Source organism: Rhodococcus ruber (genome assembly GCF_016804345.1).
Classification (GTDB): domain Bacteria; phylum Actinomycetota; class Actinomycetes; order Mycobacteriales; family Mycobacteriaceae; genus Rhodococcus; species Rhodococcus ruber.
The window spans coordinates 262672-278367 of record NZ_CP044211.1; the positions used below are offsets into that span (position 1 = coordinate 262672).

At 70.0% G+C, this 15696-nt stretch carries 15 protein-coding genes; 6 read left to right on the forward strand and 9 right to left on the reverse strand.

Going from position 1 to position 15696, the window contains the following annotated elements:
* Positions 1 to 5: 5 nt before the first annotated feature.
* Together F1734_RS01260 and F1734_RS01265 are read right to left on the reverse strand one after the other, a co-directional pair.
* A complete protein-coding gene (locus F1734_RS01260) occupies positions 6 to 2438 on the reverse strand; it encodes a transglycosylase domain-containing protein (protein ID WP_230831593.1) in 2433 nt (810 codons plus the stop codon).
* A 511-nt stretch (positions 2439 to 2949) separates the two neighbouring features.
* Positions 2950 to 3372, reverse strand: a complete 423-nt coding sequence (locus F1734_RS01265; protein WP_048771266.1) for a DUF5318 domain-containing protein — start codon at positions 3370 to 3372, stop codon at positions 2950 to 2952.
* 94 nt (positions 3373 to 3466) lie between these two features.
* Here F1734_RS01265 and F1734_RS01270 point away from each other — a divergent pair, with 94 nt between their 5' ends.
* The 5 genes from F1734_RS01270 (at position 3467) to F1734_RS01290 (ending at position 7434) form a co-directional block, all read left to right on the forward strand.
* The gene (locus F1734_RS01270; protein WP_010596257.1) at positions 3467 to 4282 is read left to right on the forward strand and encodes a DUF1707 SHOCT-like domain-containing protein; all 816 of its coding nucleotides are present in this window, start codon (positions 3467 to 3469) and stop codon (positions 4280 to 4282) included.
* Positions 4283 to 4305: 23 nt separating this feature from the next.
* Positions 4306 to 5127, forward strand: a complete 822-nt coding sequence (locus F1734_RS01275) for a DUF1707 SHOCT-like domain-containing protein (protein WP_059174484.1) — start codon at positions 4306 to 4308, stop codon at positions 5125 to 5127.
* Positions 5124 to 5675, forward strand: coding sequence for a hypothetical protein (locus F1734_RS01280; protein ID WP_235435224.1), 552 nt, complete (start codon positions 5124 to 5126; stop codon positions 5673 to 5675). The genes F1734_RS01275 and F1734_RS01280 overlap by 4 nt, the downstream gene beginning before the upstream one ends.
* A 120-nt stretch (positions 5676 to 5795) precedes the next feature.
* A complete protein-coding gene (locus F1734_RS01285; protein WP_010596260.1) occupies positions 5796 to 6353 on the forward strand; it encodes a PadR family transcriptional regulator in 558 nt (185 codons plus the stop codon).
* Entirely contained in the window at positions 6346 to 7434 is a 1089-nt protein-coding gene (locus F1734_RS01290) for an inositol-3-phosphate synthase (protein ID WP_010596261.1), read from the forward strand. The genes F1734_RS01285 and F1734_RS01290 overlap by 8 nt, the downstream gene beginning before the upstream one ends.
* Before the next feature lie 112 nt (positions 7435 to 7546).
* On the opposite strand, the gene F1734_RS01295 is transcribed toward F1734_RS01290, so the two are convergent.
* Genes F1734_RS01295 through F1734_RS01305 form a run of 3 tightly spaced genes read right to left on the reverse strand, consistent with a single transcriptional unit; the run spans position 7547 to position 10613 of the window.
* Positions 7547 to 8299 carry an SDR family oxidoreductase gene (locus F1734_RS01295; protein WP_017681644.1) on the reverse strand — a complete coding sequence of 251 codons (753 nt, stop codon included), beginning with the start codon at positions 8297 to 8299 and terminating at the stop codon, positions 7547 to 7549.
* Positions 8296 to 9366, reverse strand: a complete 1071-nt coding sequence (locus F1734_RS01300) for a phosphotransferase family protein (protein ID WP_010596263.1) — start codon at positions 9364 to 9366, stop codon at positions 8296 to 8298. Before F1734_RS01300 ends, F1734_RS01295 begins: the two co-directional genes overlap by 4 nt.
* On the reverse strand, positions 9363 to 10613 hold the full coding sequence (locus tag F1734_RS01305; protein ID WP_102031763.1) for an acyl-CoA dehydrogenase family protein: 1251 nt from the start codon (positions 10611 to 10613) through the stop codon (positions 9363 to 9365). Before F1734_RS01305 ends, F1734_RS01300 begins: the two co-directional genes overlap by 4 nt.
* Positions 10614 to 10695: 82 nt before the next feature.
* On the opposite strand from F1734_RS01305, the gene F1734_RS01310 reads away from it, so the two are divergent.
* A complete protein-coding gene (locus tag F1734_RS01310) occupies positions 10696 to 11352 on the forward strand; it encodes a TetR/AcrR family transcriptional regulator (protein WP_102031764.1) in 657 nt (218 codons plus the stop codon).
* On the opposite strand, the gene F1734_RS01315 is transcribed toward F1734_RS01310, so the two are convergent.
* The 4 genes from F1734_RS01315 to F1734_RS01330 all read right to left on the reverse strand — a co-directional run bounded on the left by F1734_RS01315 (position 11255) and on the right by F1734_RS01330 (position 15691).
* On the reverse strand, positions 11255 to 13396 hold the full coding sequence (locus F1734_RS01315) for a transglycosylase domain-containing protein (RefSeq protein ID WP_010596266.1): 2142 nt from the start codon (positions 13394 to 13396) through the stop codon (positions 11255 to 11257). The genes F1734_RS01310 and F1734_RS01315 overlap by 98 nt on opposite strands.
* Before the next feature lie 170 nt (positions 13397 to 13566).
* Complete coding sequence (locus tag F1734_RS01320) at positions 13567 to 13764, reverse strand: hypothetical protein (protein WP_010596267.1); 198 nt, start codon at positions 13762 to 13764, stop codon at positions 13567 to 13569.
* Positions 13761 to 14612 carry a carbohydrate ABC transporter permease gene (locus F1734_RS01325; protein WP_010596268.1) on the reverse strand — a complete coding sequence of 284 codons (852 nt, stop codon included), beginning with the start codon at positions 14610 to 14612 and terminating at the stop codon, positions 13761 to 13763. Before F1734_RS01325 ends, F1734_RS01320 begins: the two co-directional genes overlap by 4 nt.
* Positions 14609 to 15691, reverse strand: a complete 1083-nt coding sequence (locus F1734_RS01330; protein WP_017681639.1) for a carbohydrate ABC transporter permease — start codon at positions 15689 to 15691, stop codon at positions 14609 to 14611. Before F1734_RS01330 ends, F1734_RS01325 begins: the two co-directional genes overlap by 4 nt.
* Between the last annotated feature and the right edge of the window lie 5 nt (positions 15692 to 15696).

The window sequence follows — 15696 nt, forward strand, 5'->3', positions numbered from 1 at the left end:
CGAGGCTACCCGCCGGGTGTGGCGCCGACGGGGTCCTCCTGGAAGCGGCTGTTGCCGGACTGCTCGTCCCCGCCGGCACCGGTCGACTCGTCCTGCGTCCCGAAGCCCGGCGTGTCCTCTTCCGTGGTGGGGGTCGGTGTGGGCACCTGCTGGGTGGTGGTCTGCGGCGCCACGCCCGGCATGGGGATGGTCACGCCCGGGAGGATCTCGACGTTGCGGGTCGTGATCTCCGGCGGCGTGGGCAGCTCCGGCGTCGTCCGCTCGGTCGTCGTCGGGGTCTGCGTCGTGGTCCTCGGCGGCGCCGGCGCCGAGTACGCCGGGACGCCGGCCTGTCCGGCGATCGGTTCGGGAGTCGGGAACTTCTCGACGTCGGTGCCTTGGAGGGCACCGTCCATCGTGTCCTTCCAGATGTCCGACGGCAGGCCGGACCCGTAGATCATGCCGCCCCAGCTGTTCTCCAGGGGCAGGCCCTGTTCGGTGCCGACCCACACGGCCGTCGACAGCGACGGCGTGTAGCCCACCATCCAGGCGTCCTTGTTCGAGCCGGTGTCGCCGAGCTGCGCGGTGCCGGTCTTGGCGGCGGACGGGCGGCCGCCGGCAAGGGCATGCCCGTTGGAGTACGCGGCGATGGGCATCATCGCGGCGGTGGTGTTGTCTGCCACGGCCTCGTCGACCCGCTGTTCCCCGGCGGGGGTGCCGCGGTCGAGCAGCACGGTGCCGTCGGCGGTGACGACCTTCTGCACGAAGTAGGGCTCGTGGTAGGTGCCGGACGCGGCGAGCGTCGCGTACGCCGACGCCATGTCGATCACGCGGGACTGGTACTGGCCGAGCACGATGCCGTAGTTGGGGCCGACGCCGCCCGGCTCGGTGAGGGTCTCGCCGACGCCGGGGATCTCCTCGGGGATGCCGAGCTGGTGTGCCATGTCGGCGATGGCCTGCGGGCCGTTGTCCATCTCGAGCATCATCCGGTAGAAGCTGGTGTTGAGCGACCGCTTCAGCGCCTCGGCGATGGTGCAGGTGCCGCAGTTCTCGCCCTCGACGTTGCCGATCGAGATGCCGTTGACGGTGAGCGGGCCGCTGTCGTACATCGCGGACAGCGGGTTGCCCTGGTCGAGGTTGGCGGCCAGGCCGAACACCTTGAACGACGATCCGGTCTGCAGACCGGACTGGGCGAAGTCGAAGCCACCGCCGTTGTCGCCGCCGTAGTAAGCGCGGACGGCGCCGCTGCGCGGGTCGACGGATACGACGGCGGTGCGCAGCTCCTCCGGCTCGCCGTCCATGTTCGTGCGGACCGCGTCGAGTGCGGCCTCCTGTGCCTGCGGGTCGATCGTGGTGGTGATCTGGAGTCCCTCGGTGTTCAGCAGGTTCTCGTCGATGCCCTCCTCGGACAGCTCCCGCAGCACCTGGGTGCGTAGCAGGCCCTCCGGCCCGTTGGACTGTCCGCCGTTGTCGACCTCGGCCAGCGGCACGTACCGCGGATACTGCATCGAGGCCCGGTCGGCCTCGTTCAGGGTGCCGGCGGTCACCATCCCGTCGAGGACGTAGTTCCAGCGCGCCTGGGCGCCCTCGGGGTTGGTCTCCGGATCCAGCAGCGACGGCAGCTGGATCGAGGAGGCGAGCACGGCACCCTCCTCGACGGTGAGCTCGCCGACGGGCTTACCGAAGTACGCCGTGGAGGCAGCGGCGATGCCGTACGCGCCACGTCCGAAGTAGATGGTGTTCAGGTAGGCGGCGAGGATGTCGTCCTTGGACCACTGGTTGGCCATCTTGGACGCGAGGACGAGTTCCTTCATCTTGCGGGTCAGGGTGCGCTCGGAGCCGACCAGCGCCGTCTTCACGTACTGCTGGGTGATGGTCGAACCACCGCCGGCGCTCTCCCGGCCGAGGATGTTGTCGCGGGCCGCGCGGGCGAAGCCGCTGACCGAGAATCCGGGATTGCTGTAGAAGTCACGATCCTCGGCGGCGAGTACGGCGTTGCGGACGTGCTCGGGGATCTCGTCGAGGCCCACCTCGGTGCGGTTGCCCTCGGGCGGCACCACCTTGGTGATGACGGTCGAGCCGTCGGCGGCGTAGACGGTGGCGACCTGGTTGGTCTTCAGGTCACCGGGACGCGGAACCTCCTGGACGACGTAGGCCAGCATGAACGCGAGGATCGGCAGCACCAGGGCCAGGGCCACGGCCACGTAGCCGACACGCCGCACGGTGCGCCAGCGCGTCGACTTGGGGTCGCCCGGACCACGCGGGGGCTCGTCACCCCCGCCGCGCGCGGTCGGGGGCGGGGTCGGTGGGCGCCCGCCGGGGGGCGCGCCTGCGGGCCGGTCGGGCGGCTGCTGAGGGTTGCGGTTCTGCACCGGCGGCCGGTTCTGCGGCGGGAGTTGCCGGGTCCGGTCGGCCGGTGGTTGCTGCGGTCGCGGCCCGTGAGCGTCCGGCGACGGCATCCCTGCGGCCCCGTACTGCTGCGGGGGACGTTGCTGCGGCGGATACGGCTGGGGCCGCGGGCCGCCCGGCTGGGGGCGCGGCGGCGGCGGGTACGGACGTCCCTGCGGCGGGGGCATCCGCCGTTCGGCGGGCGGCGGCCCGCCGGGACCGCGCTGCGGTGGGGGACCCCCCACAGGTCCCGGTCGCCGCGGCGGCGGGGGACCTGCCGGTCCGTTCCCGTGCGGCGGCATCGGCCGGTCGCCCTGCGGGTCGTTGTGGGGGGAACTCACGTACTCATCTCCAACCGGTAGCGCGGACGCGCGGCACGCGTCCTCGTTTCACGTCTGCAGACTTCGGTCTCGTCGGGCAGCGCGCGTTCGGGCAGTGCAATGTTTCGGGCAGTGCAGTGTTTCGGGCAGTGCAGTGTTTTCGGGCAGTGCAGTGTTTTCGGGCAGTGCAGTGTTTTCGGGCAGTGCAGTGTCGCCCGGGGACCTCACCGGGCGCGGCGGTTCAGCAGGGGTCGCGCACGGCTCACTCGCTCGCGGTGCGGCGGCTCTGGCCGGTCGACCTGCGGCGGGGCCGCTTCGGCGCGGGTTCCGCCCCCAGGACATAGGACTGGACGAGGTGGTTCCAGCTGCACGTGCGGCACACCTCGACCACGTGGACGGAGAACTCCTCCTGGCTGGCGGCCAGGCGGACCAGTTCCTCCGCGGTGCGGGCCGACCCGGACACCGGACCGAGCTTGTCGCCGAACACCCACGACACGAGTGTCAGCTGCTCCTTGCGGCAGATCGGGCAGACCACGTCACTGCCGCGGCCGTGGAACTTGGCGGCACGGAGCAGGTAGGGGCTGGCGTCGCACACCTCCGAGACGCCGGTCCGTCCCGAGTAGACCTGAGCGAGCAGCGACCTGCGCTGCAGCGCGTAGTCCACCACCTGCCGCTGTATCCGCACGGGTCCAGAGTACGTGCGGACGGCACGCGGGTGGGCAGGGTGTGGGCCGCGTGACTGTGCGACGCGCCCATATCGGACGTTCTACGCTGCCCGGATGGTGAGCCGACACACGCCGCGAACGCGGGCACGCGACATCGACCGGGCGCAGGCCTGCGGCCGCCTCGACACCGCCTACGCCGACGGTCAGCTCGACTTCGGGGAACACCGGGACCGGACGGCCCGGGCCATGTCCGCGAAGACGCTGGGCGAGCTCGCGGACCTGGTCCGGGACCTGCAGCCACCCGAGAATCCGGCGGTCCCGTCTTCGGCCCGGCGGCCCGGGCTGCGCCGGATCGTGGCGGTGGCCGTCGCGGTGGCGGCCGCGGTGGCCGGCGCGGTGCTGCTGCTGTCGGCGGGTCCGGCGCCGGAGCCCGCGGCCGTGCGGGAGCAGCCCGCCGCACCGGTGGCAGTTCCCGGCGACGGCGTCGACCCGATCGTGGTGACTCCGGTGCGGCCGCTCGAACCCGGCGGATTCGAGGGGGTTCTCGCGTCGGTGCGGGACCGCTTCGGTGACACGGTCGTGTATCGGCTGGTCCTCCGTCCGGATCGGGCTCACATCGAACGGGCGCTGCCGGACGACCCCGGCCGGATCGCCACGTACAGCTACGCGGGCGGGGCGCTACGGGCCCAACCGGTGACGACGCAGCGCCTCCCCGGCTACCGCGATGTCGACCTCGGCGGGGTCGACCCCGGGGCCCTGACCACCCGGATCGCCGAAGCCCCCGCGCTGGTCGGACTGCCCGACGGCGCGGTCTCGCACGTCTCGTTCGCCCACGACGGCACGCCGACGGCGAACATCTACGTCGAGTCCGGCGACCGCACCCGATACGTGAAGGTTCTGTTCGACGGCACCGTGCAGCGCGTGTTCTGAACTGCATCGTTACGATCTCCCGCATGATCGGCCGCCGTTCGCCTTCCACCAGGGCACGCGACGTCGATCGGGCGGCGGTCCGGGCGCGTCTCGACGCGGCGTACGCGGGCGGGCAGCTCACCGGTCCCGAACACGAGGCCCGGGATGCGCGTGCCGACGTCGCCGGCACGCTCGGCGAACTGGACGAGCTGGTCGCCGACCTGCAGGCGAGTTCGGACGTCGCCGCGACGGCACGGGTCCGCGCGCGCGGTCCCGGGGTGTTCACCGCGGTCGTGGTGGCGTCGGCCGTGGCGGCAGGGGTGGCGACGTTCTCCTGGGTACGCGTCGATGCACCGTCCGCGCCGCTGGGGCCGGCGCTCGATCCGGCAGCGCTGCGGCCCGTCGTGGTGCCGACGCCGAGCCCGGTGACGCGGGCCGGCCTCGAGCAGTTCCGAGCCGACCACCTGGCGGCGTTCGGGGACACGCTGGTCGACGAGGTGGACTTCTTCGAGCAACATGCGCGCGTCACCCGTTCCGTGCCCGGCAGCCCGGACCGCATGGTGTCGTACACCTACCGCGGCGGTTTCGACGCGGACGACGTGCCCCGCACCCGCGCCGTGGACACCGCGGTGGTCGACCTGGCGACGTTGGACGTCGACGCCCTCGCGGGGTACGTCGCGGGGGCGCCGCAGAGTGTCGGCGTACCGGACGGCACGGTCGGCCACATCTCCGTCGACGTGTCGTACGACCAGCCGTCGGTGCGCATATTCGTGAGCAATACGGCTCGCGAGACCGGCTTTCTCGAGGTGACGCCGCAGGGCGAGCTGATCGAACTGCACCGGTTCGAGAACCGGGGAACCCGGTGAGGACTCGTCGAGTGGTGGTCGCGGCGACCGCGGTCGCGGCAGGGGCGGTGACGGGGGCGCTGGCGGGACTGGCCGCGAACGCGGCGGACGGACCGCCGCCGCCACCGGAGTTGACGTCGCCGCAGGGACTGGCCCGGTTCGTGGAGGACTACCGGGCCGAGTTCGGTGACACGCTCGTCGACGACGTGACGCTGTTCCCGGAGCACGCGTCGTTCGACCGGGCGGTCGCCGACGAACCGCACCGGTATCTCTCGTACACCTTCGACGGCGAGTTCGCCTCGTGGAGCAGTCCGCACACCCGGCCGTCGGATGCGGTGGCCTTCGATCTGGCAGGCCTCGACCTGGTCGCGGTGTCGCAGGTGATCCTCGGCGCTCCAGCGACCCTGCGGGTGCCCGACGGCCGGGTCGAGCAGGTCGGTTTCGACGTCGACGACGCGGGCCGGGCGACGGTCGCGGTCCACGCGCGGCGTCCGGGCACCGATCAGGGCGGGCACCTGGTGCTGGCGTTCGACGGTACGCCGATCGCGGTGTTTCCCTACGAGCCCTGAGGAAAATTACCGCTACCCGTTGTTACATGCACTGCTGTCGGTTATCGTCCTATATATCGGTGCGATATAATCGGTGATCGCATCACTCGGATAGTTCGACGACACGGTGGAGGAGGCCTCTTGCTCGAGCTGGCAATTCTCGGGCTGCTCCTCGAGTCGCCCATGCACGGCTACGAGCTCCGCAAACGACTGACCGGGCTGCTCGGCGCGTTCCGCGCCTTCTCCTACGGTTCCCTCTATCCGACGCTGCGACGGATGCAGGCCGACGGACTCATCGAGGAGGACGCAGGACCACCCGGCACCGTCAAGCGACGAGCGCGTCGCGTGTACCAGCTCACTCCGGAGGGGCGCAAGCGCTTCTCCGAGCTGGTGGCCGACACCGGTCCGCAGAACTACACCGACGACGGTTTCGGCGTGCACCTCGCCTTCTTCAGCCGCACCCCCGCCGAGGCGCGGATGCGGATCCTCGAGGGCAGGCGCCGCCAGGTCGAGGAGCGCAGGGAAGGGCTCCGCGACGCAATCGGACGGGCCAGCGGGACGTTGGATCGCTACACCCGTCAGCTTCATCAGCTCGGCCTCGAGTCCAGTGAGCGCGAGGTCCGCTGGCTCAACGAACTGATCGCCGCCGAGCAGTCGACAGCACAACGCAACACAGAAGGAGAACCCGACCATGGGTGAGAACAGCACCTCGGTGCGCGTGGCCATTGTAGGCGTGGGGAACTGTGCCTCGTCCCTGGTCCAGGGCGTCGAGTACTACAAGGACGCGGAAGCGAACACGACCGTTCCCGGCCTGATGCACGTCGAGTTCGGCCCGTACCACGTGCGCGACGTCCAGTTCGTCGCGGCATTCGACGTGGATGCGAAGAAGGTCGGCTTCGATCTCTCCGAGGCGATCTTCGCCAGCGAGAACAACACCATCAAGATCGCCGACGTTCCGCCGAGCGGCGTCACCGTCCAGCGTGGCCACACCCTCGACGGCATCGGCAAGTACTACGCCGAGACCATCGAGCTCTCCGAGGCCGAGCCCGTGGACGTCGTCCAGGCGCTGAAGGACGCGAAGGTCGACGTGCTCGTGTCCTACCTCCCCGTCGGGTCCGAAGAGGCCGACAAGTTCTACGCCCAGTGCTGCATCGATGCCGGTGTCGCGTTCGTCAACGCGCTGCCCGTGTTCATCGCCTCCGACCCGGAATGGGCCGCCAAGTTCACCGACGCCGGTGTCCCGATCGTCGGCGACGACATCAAGTCGCAGGTCGGCGCCACCATCACCCACCGCGTCATGGCGAAGCTGTTCGAGGACCGCGGTGTGCAGCTCGACCGCACCATGCAGCTCAACGTCGGCGGCAACATGGACTTCAAGAACATGCTCGAGCGTGAGCGTCTCGAGTCGAAGAAGATTTCCAAGACCCAGGCCGTCACCTCCAACCTCAAGAAGGAGATGGGCACCAACGACGTCCACATCGGCCCGTCCGACCACGTCGGCTGGCTCGACGACCGCAAGTGGGCGTACGTCCGCCTCGAGGGCCGCGCCTTCGGCGACGTGCCGCTGAACCTCGAGTACAAGCTCGAGGTGTGGGACTCGCCCAACTCGGCCGGCATCATCATCGACGCGATCCGCGCCGCGAAGATCGCCAAGGACCGCGGCATCGGCGGTCCTGTCCTGCCGGCGTCCGCCTACCTGATGAAGTCCCCGCCGGTCCAGATGGCCGACGACAAGGCCCGCACCGAGCTCGAGGCCTTCATCATCGGCGCCGACGCCTGATCCGTAGCGTCACAACACCCCTCGCGGGTGGTGGCCGAATGTCACATCGCGTCGACTCGATCGACCGAATGTGACATTCGGCCACACACACGCGTCCACACACGTTGCGTCGTCAGACCATCCGGCTGACGACGGACAGCGGCAGTACCTTCATCGCATAGGCGAGCGGTGTCCACGGCCAGGCCGGGACGTACGCCTTGTGCGGTTCCTTCTCGATCGCGGCGGCCAGTGCGCGGCACCCGGTCTCGGTGTCGACGATGAACGGCACGTTCTTCACCTTCTCGTTGATCTCCGAGCGGATGAACCCGGGGAAGATCGTGCTCACCCGGATGCCCGTGCGCGCCAGGTCCGCACGCATTCCCTCGCCGAGCGCCGCGACGGCGGCCTTCGACGCCGCGTACGTCGTGAGATTGCGCGGCATCCCGCGCACCGCACTCACCGACGAGATGAGCACCACGTGACCGGCATTGCGGGGGCGCATGAGCTCGAGGGCGGCCTCGCTCTGTGCCAGCGCACCGAGGAAATTGGTGTTCGCCGTCTGCACGTTGGCACGGAAGTAGCCCGTGCCCAAGGGCTGCCCCTTGCCCAGGCCCGCATTGACGACGACGCGGTCGAGGCCGCCGAGTTCGTCGTCGAACTCCCGGAAGACGGTGAACACGTCCTCGTGCCGGTCCACGTCGAGCCGCCGCACCGCGACGGTGATACCCGGATGCTGCGCGAGCAGTTCGTCGCGCAGCTCCTCGAGCCGCTCGGTCCGTCGCGCCGCGAGGGCGAGGTTGCGCCCCCGCGCGGCGAACTCGCGGGCCATGCCGGCGCCGAGGCCGGAGCTCGCGCCGGTGATGAGAATGTTCCTCCGCGTATTCATGCGCGTCCCGCCTCGATGTCGTCGATCAGCGTGTTGCATCGCGAGTCCAGATAGCCCACGATCACCCAGAAGTCCTTGAACGCCGGGTTGGTGGTCTGCCCGTGGTGGTAGCGGTAGTAGATCTGCTGCGCGATCACCGCGAGCCGGAACAGGCCGAAGACCTCGTAGAAGCCCCAGTTGTCCACGGCCAGACCGGTCTTGCTCGAGTAGTAGTCGACGATCTCGCGGCGGGTGAGCATGCCCGGCAGGTCCGACGGCTGCCGCTTGGTGGCGAGCAGCATCGGATCGTCGTCGGCCTGCACCCAGTAGGCGAGGGAGGATCCGAGGTCCATGAGCGGATCGCCGACGGTGGCCAGTTCCCAGTCCAGCACCGCGACGGGCTGCAGCGGGTCGTTCTCGTCGAGCACCACGTTGTCGAGCCGGAAGTCGCCGTGGATGACGGCCGAGGCCACGTCGGCGGGCTGGGTGTCGTTCAGCCACTTCGTGACCCGGGCGAAGTCCGGAACGTTCTCGGTGCGCGCCTTCTCGTAGCGCGCAGTCCAGCCCGACACCTGGCGCGCGACGTATCCGGAGCCGCGGCTGAATTCGCTCAGCCCCGTGGACGCGGGGTCGACGCCGTGCAGCTCGACGAGCAGGTCGACGATCCGCAGGCACAGGGTGCGGGTGCGCTCGGGGGTCAGGGCGAGTTCGGCCGGGGGGTTCGCCCGCAGGATCGTCCCCGGCACCCGTTCCATCACGTAGAAGTCGCTGCCGAGCACGCTGTGGTCGGTGCACAGGCCCACCATGCGCGGCACGTACCGGTATGCGGGCGCGAGCAGCGACTGGATGCGGTACTCGCGGACCATGTCGTGACCGGAGGACGGCTTGGCCCCCACCGGCGGTCGGCGCAGCACGAGGTCCCGGTCGGGGTAACGCAGTAGATAGGTGAGATTCGATGCGCCACCGGAGAACTGGTGCACCTCCGGGATTCCGGCGATGCCGGCGTGCTCGCCGAGCCAGGCCGCGACGGCCGCGACGTCGAAGGCGTCCTCGTCACGGACGGCGCGGGCATTGTCGGGAATTGTCACTTGCGACCCTCCGGGTTGGTGTACTTGCCGAGTTCGAAGCGGGCCACCAGTCCCTGGTGCACCTCGTCGGGGCCGTCGGCCAGGCGCAGCGCCCGCGCGGCCGTCCAGGCACCGGCGAGCGGGAAGTCGTCCGAAAGACCGGCGCCGCCGTGGATCTGGATGGCGAAGTCGACCACCTGCTGGACGACGCGCGGGGTGGCGACCTTGATCTCGGAGACGGCGGAGCGGGCGCCGGCCAGGCCCTGGGTGTCGAGCAGCCAGGCGGTGTGCAGCACGAGCAGCCGCAGCTGGTTGATCGCGATGCGGGCGTCGGCGATGCGTTCGCGGTTGCCGCCGAGGTTGACCAGGGGCTTGCCGAACGCGACGCGGTCGAGGCCGCGCCGGCAGGCGAGTTCGAGGGCGTGTTCGGCGAGCCCGATCAGACGCATGCAGTGGTGGACGCGGCCGGGACCGAGCCGGCCCTGGGCGATTTCGAATCCGCGGCCGGGTCCGGCGATGATCGCGTCGAGCGGCAGGCGCACGTCGGTGAACGACACCTCGCCGTGTCCGCCGGGCTCGTCGTAGAAGCCCATCGTGGACAGCATCCGTTCGACCTTCACCCCGGGGGTGTCGATCGGCACCAGCACCATCGAGTGCTGCTGATGCTTGGGCGCCTGGGGATCGGTGAGCCCCATGAAGATCAGGATCTTGCAGTCGGGACTGCCGATGCCCGTGCTCCACCACTTGCGTCCGTTGAGCACCACCTCGTCGCCCTCGACGACGGCGGTGGCGGCCATGTTCGTCGCGTCCGAGGACGCGACCCCGGGTTCGGTCATGCAGAACGCCGAGCGGATCTCGCCGTCGAGCAGGGGGCGCAGCCAGCGTTCCTTCTGTTCGGCGCTGCCGTAGTGGTACAGCACCTCCATGTTGCCGGTGTCCGGGGCGTCGCAGTTGAAGATCGCGGACCGGAACGGGGAACGACCCATCTCCTCCGCGAGGGACGCGTACTCGACGTTCGTCAGCCCGGCTCCGAGTTCGGCGTCGGGGAGGAAGAGGTTCCACAGGCCCTGGGCGCGGGCCTTGCGCTGCAGTTCGCGGAACTCGTCGGGCACCGACCACGTCGCGGCGCCCGAACTGTCGCCGCGCGCCGCGAAGGGGGCGATCCGTTCCCGCCGCAGCGTCTCCTCGACGGGCACCACCTCGGTGGCGACGAAGTGGCGCAGCCGCTCGAGGTAGTCGCGCGCGCGGTCCGACTGACCGAAATCCATGAGGCCTCCGTAGCTCTAACTGAGCAATGCTTAGTTAGACTAGCCGGGCGCGCAGCACACCATCAAGAGGGAGGGACCACCCGTGAGCACCGAGAAGCGGCGGCGCCTTCCTCCGGAGGAGCGCAAACGCCAGCTCGTCGCCATCGGCCTGCAGGAACTGGCCACCCGCCCGATCCACGCCCTGTCCGTCGACCGGGTCGCCGAGATCGCCGGCATCTCCCGCGGCCTGCTGTTCCGCTACTTCCCCACCAAACAGGACTTCTACGTCGCGGTCGTGGCCGCGGCCGCTCGTCGCCTGCTGCGGGCCGCGGTCCCCGATCCCGACGACGCCGACCCGCTGCGCGCGGTGGTGCAGCCGTTCGTGGCGTTCATCGACCGGCACGGCCGGCACTACCAGGCGTTCTTCCACGGCGGGTTCGGCACCGATCCGCAGATCCGGACCATCCACGAGAACATGCGGAACACGATGGTCGAACGCACCGTCGCCGCGATCGGCGTCGCGCCCACACCGCTCGTCACCATGCAACTGCGGGGGTGGTGGTCGCTGGTCGAGTCCATGGCGATGGATCGGCTCGACGAGCCGTCGGTGTCGGTCGACGACGTCGTCGACTGTGTGACAGCCGCGCTCGCGGCGTGGTGTCCTACCCCGGGATCTGGATCGTCACGCCCGGCAGCACCTCGATCTGCTGCGGCACCTGGATCTCCGGTGGCAGTTCCACCGGAGGCGCCGGGATCGTGATCGGCGGCAGCTCCGGCAGCTGCAGCTGGGGCAGCTGCACCGGGGCCGGGACGTTGTTCGACGGGGCTGTGACCCCGGTGTCGACGGGGACACCTGCCTGCCCCCCGATCGGATCGGGCCACGGGAAGCTCTCGACCTCGGTGCCCTCGAGAGCGCCGTCCATCGTGCCCTTCCAGATGTCCGACGGCAGCATCGAACCGTAGATCGACCCGCCCCAGCTGTTCGTGATGGCGGTGCCGTCCGGCGTGCCGACCCACACCGCCGTGGACAGCGACGGGGTGTACCCGACCATCCACGCATCCTTGTTCAGGCCGGTGTCGCCGAGCTGGGTGGTGCCGGTCTTGGCCGCCGACGGCCGCCCCCCGGCGAGCGCGTGTCCGCGCGAGTACGCGGCGATCGGCTGCATGGCCTGCGTGACGTTGTCCGCGACGGCCGGATCGAGGCGCTGCTCGCCCGGCGACGCGGGCCGGTCCAGCAGCACCTCGCCCTCGGCGTTGACGACGCGCTGCACGAAGTAGGGCTGGTGGTAGGTCCCCGACGCGGCGAGCGTGGCATATGCCGACGCCATGTCGATCACCCGCGACTGGTACTGGCCCAGCACGATGCCGCCCTCCGGCGCGCCGCCGTTGTGGCTGAGCGTGCGGCCGTCGACGCCGGGGATCTCGAGCGGGATGCCGGCCTCGTGAGCGGCGTCCGCGATCTTCTGCGGCCCGTTCTCCATGGCCATCATCAGCCGGTAGAAGCTGGTGTTCAGCGACCGCTTGAGCGCCTCGGCGATGGTGCACACCCCGCACGATTCGCCCTCGACGTTGCCGATCTCGAGATTGCCGACGGTCAGCGGGGCGCTGCTGAACCGGGCGTTCAGGCCGATGCCGTCCTTCAGCGCCGCGACGAGGCCGAACACCTTGAACGCGGAGCCGGTCTGCACCGGGGCCTGCGCGAAGTCGAACCCGGCGCCCTCCTCGCCGCCGTAGTACGCCCGCACCGCGCCGGAGCGCGGGTCGATCGACACGACGGCCGTGCGCAGGTTCGCCGGTTCCCCCTCGAGGGTCTCGCGCGCCGAATCGATCGCCGCCTGCTGCGCCCGCGGGTCGATCGTCGTCGTGATCTGCAGGCCCTCGGTGCTGAGCACCTGGCCGCTGATCCCCGCCGCCTCGAGCTCACGGATCACCTGGGTACGCAGCAGCCCCTCCGGGCCGGTGGCCGCGTCCGCCTGCGTCGCCTGCGCGGCCGGCACCGTCGGCGGGAACTCCTGGGCGTCGCGTTCGGCGGTGTCGAGCTCGCCCATCTCGACCATGCCGTCGAGGACGTAGTTCCAGCGCGCCTCGATCGCCGGCCGGTTGAACTCGGGGTCGAGCGCCGACGGCGTCTGGATCACCCCGGCGAGCACGGCGCCCTCGGCGACCGACAGCTCACCGACCGGCTTGCCGAAGTACGCCTGCGCGGCGGCGGCGATGCCGTAGGCGCCGCGGCCGAAGTAGATGGTGTTCAGGTATGCCTGCAGGATCTCGTCCTTGGACCACTGCCTGGCCATCTTCGTCGAGATCACCAGTTCCCGCATCTTGCGGGTGACGGTCCGGTCGGCGCCGACGAGCACGTTCTTCACGTACTGCTGGGTGATGGTGGAGCCGCCGCCGGCGGTCTCCTTGCCGAGCACGTTGTCGCGGGCCGCGCGGGCGAATCCGCTCACCGAGAAGCCCGGGTTGCTGTAGAAGTTGCGGTCCTCGGCCGAGAGCACGGCGTTGCGCACGTGCTCCGGGATCTCCGCCAGGTCGACCTCGACACGGTTGCCCTCGGGTGGCACGATCCGGCTCAGCTCGGTGGTACCGTCCGCGGCGTAGACGGTCGCGACCTGGTTGGTCTTCATGTCCGACGGGCGGGGCACGTCCGTGGACAGGTACGCCACCGCGAACATCAACGCCGGCACGAGCACCAGAACGGCCACCACGGCGAGCGCGAGGTTGCCGACGATGCGCCACCGCCGCGCTTTCGCAGCGGCGGTGGGTTTTCTGTGCTGGGGGTTCGGCGGGGTCGTAGAACTCACACGTACCACTTTCTCGGATGGATCCGGGTCCGACGAAATAATCGCACCCTCTCGATCGCATGGTACGGAGTTCTGTCCCGATGTGACGGGTACCGCAGGCCGCGCAGACCCGTCCCGGCCCGCGGGCCGGGGCGGAGAAACCGCCCCCGGCCTGCGGCGATACGCCGGCCTCAGGAACCTGCGCGCCGCCAGGCCCGGAACGTCAGCCCCCACGCCACCACGCACGCGAGCAGCAGCAGCGACGGGACCACCCCGGGCGTGGCGGACAGCAACCCGGCGACCGCGCCGACCAGCGTCAGCAGCGTGACCATCGTCAGGAACCCGAGCAGCAGCTCGAGCCGCTGCCGGCGCGACGGCCGTCGGCTCACGACTTGACGCCGCCGGCGGTCAGGCCCGCGATGATGCGACGCTGGAAGATCAGCACCATCACCACCAGCGGCACCATCACCAGGGTGCCGCCCGCCATGATCGACGCATACGGGGTGACGTACGGGTCGGTTCCGGTGAAGCGGGCCATCGCCACCGTCACCGGGGCGGTCTTCTCGGTCGACAGCTGCGACATGAGCAGGAACTCGTTGACGGTCGCGATGAACGCGAGGATCGCGGTGGTGAACAACGCGGGCGCCGCGAGCGGCAGCATGATCATCCGGAATGCCTGGCCCCGGCTGGCGCCGTCCATGCGGGCGGCCTCCTCGAGCTCCCACGGCAACTCGGAGAAGAACGAGGTCAGGGTGTAAATCGTCAGCGGCAGCACGAACGAGATGTTCGGGATGATCAGGGCCTGGTACGTGCCGATCCAGTCCAGGTCGGTGAACAGCTGGAACAGCGGCGTCACCAGCGCGACGACGGGGAACATCGACGCACCGAGGATGATGCCGGTGACGAAGTACTTGCCGCGGAAGTCGTACCGCGACAGGGCGTAGGCGGTGAACACACCGACCAGCAGCGCGATCGCGGTGGTGGCCCCGGCGATGATCACACTGTTGACCAGCGCCCGGGAGAAGTTGACCTTCGCCGACGGATCCAGGGCATCCGCGAAGTTCTGCAGCGTCGGATTCGACGGCCACAGCGTGGTGCTGAACGTGTCGGCCGGGTCGCGCAGCGCCGTGACGATCATCCAGTAGCACGGGGCCAGGCCCCACACGACGATGAGCGCGACGCCGACATAGGTGCCGATACTGCCGCGCAGTGCCTTGCCGGTGCCCGGTCGGCTCATGCCGGGGTCCCCTTCCGCTGTTCTTCCTGCGTGCGCACCGCGTCGGCGCCGAGGAACCGGACCAGGACGAACGCGACCGCGAAGATGATGAGGAACGTGATCGTCGACAGGGCCGACGCGGAGTTCGCGCCCTGCCGCATCTGGTCGACCACCAGCACCGAGATGGTCGAGGTGGCCGGGTTGGAGCCCATCATGATGGCGGGCAGGTCGTACATGCGCAGCGCGTCCATCGTGCGGAACAGGATCGCGACCATGAGCGCGGGCTTGACCAGCGGCAGCGTGATCTGGGTGAACCGCTGCCAGGCGGTGGCACCGTCGACCTTCGCGGCCTCGTACACGTCCGACGGGATCATCTGCAGCCCGGCCAGGATGAGCAGCGCCATGAACGGCGCGGTCTTCCACACGTCGGCGACGATGATCGCGAAACGCGCGGGCCACGGGTCGGCGGTCCACAGGATCTCGGTGCCGAGGATCTGGTTGGCGATGCCGTCGTTGGCGAAGATGAAGAACCACAGCTTGGCGGTGACCGCCGTCGGGATCGCCCACGGCACGAGCACGGACGCGCGCAGCAGGCCGCGCCCGCGGAACGACTTCGCCATCACCAGCGCCATCGCGAACCCGATGACCGTCTCGAGCGCCACCGTCACCACGGTGAAGAAGAAGGTGTTGCCGACCGAACCCCAGAACTGCGAGCCGAGGGTGCCCGGTGGGCACGGGATCGAGCCCGTCGCGGTGCCGCAGGTCTGCGTGATCCACCGGACGTAGTTCTCGACTCCGACGAAGCCGCCGGTGACGAACCGGCCCGTCTCGGGGTCGAGCTTCTTCGCGTCGCCGTGCAGCGACATCCACACCGCCCGGCCGAGCGGATACAGGATGACGACGGCCAGCACGACCAGCGTCGGCGCGACGAACGCCCATACCGGGATCCGCCGGCGCGGCTTCACGGCCGCGACCGGCGGCTCGGGGGGTTCGGGGGCTCGGTGCCGGCCGCCCCCACGGCCACGGTCGGGACCGAGCACTGCGGTCCCGACCGTGGTGGGGGGCGACTGATCCGCGGGCTCGACCTGCGGCTTCGCCATGTACT

Excerpts from the sequence above, each read along its gene's own strand:
- F1734_RS01275 (WP_059174484.1), top strand. The coding sequence starts at position 4,306 with ATGATCGGCCGCCGTTCGCCTTCCACCAGGGCACGCGACGTCGATCGG.
- F1734_RS01325 (WP_010596268.1), bottom strand. The coding sequence starts at position 14,612 with ATGAGCCGACCGGGCACCGGCAAGGCACTGCGCGGCAGTATCGGCACC.
- F1734_RS01270 (WP_010596257.1), top strand. The coding sequence starts at position 3,467 with ATGGTGAGCCGACACACGCCGCGAACGCGGGCACGCGACATCGACCGG.
- F1734_RS01290 (WP_010596261.1), top strand. The coding sequence starts at position 6,346 with ATGGGTGAGAACAGCACCTCGGTGCGCGTGGCCATTGTAGGCGTGGGG.
- F1734_RS01330 (WP_017681639.1), bottom strand. The coding sequence starts at position 15,691 with ATGGCGAAGCCGCAGGTCGAGCCCGCGGATCAGTCGCCCCCCACCACG.
- F1734_RS01260 (WP_230831593.1), bottom strand. The coding sequence starts at position 2,438 with ATGCCGTCGCCGGACGCTCACGGGCCGCGACCGCAGCAACCACCGGCC.
- F1734_RS01305 (WP_102031763.1), bottom strand. The coding sequence starts at position 10,613 with ATGGATTTCGGTCAGTCGGACCGCGCGCGCGACTACCTCGAGCGGCTG.
- F1734_RS01295 (WP_017681644.1), bottom strand. The coding sequence starts at position 8,299 with ATGAATACGCGGAGGAACATTCTCATCACCGGCGCGAGCTCCGGCCTC.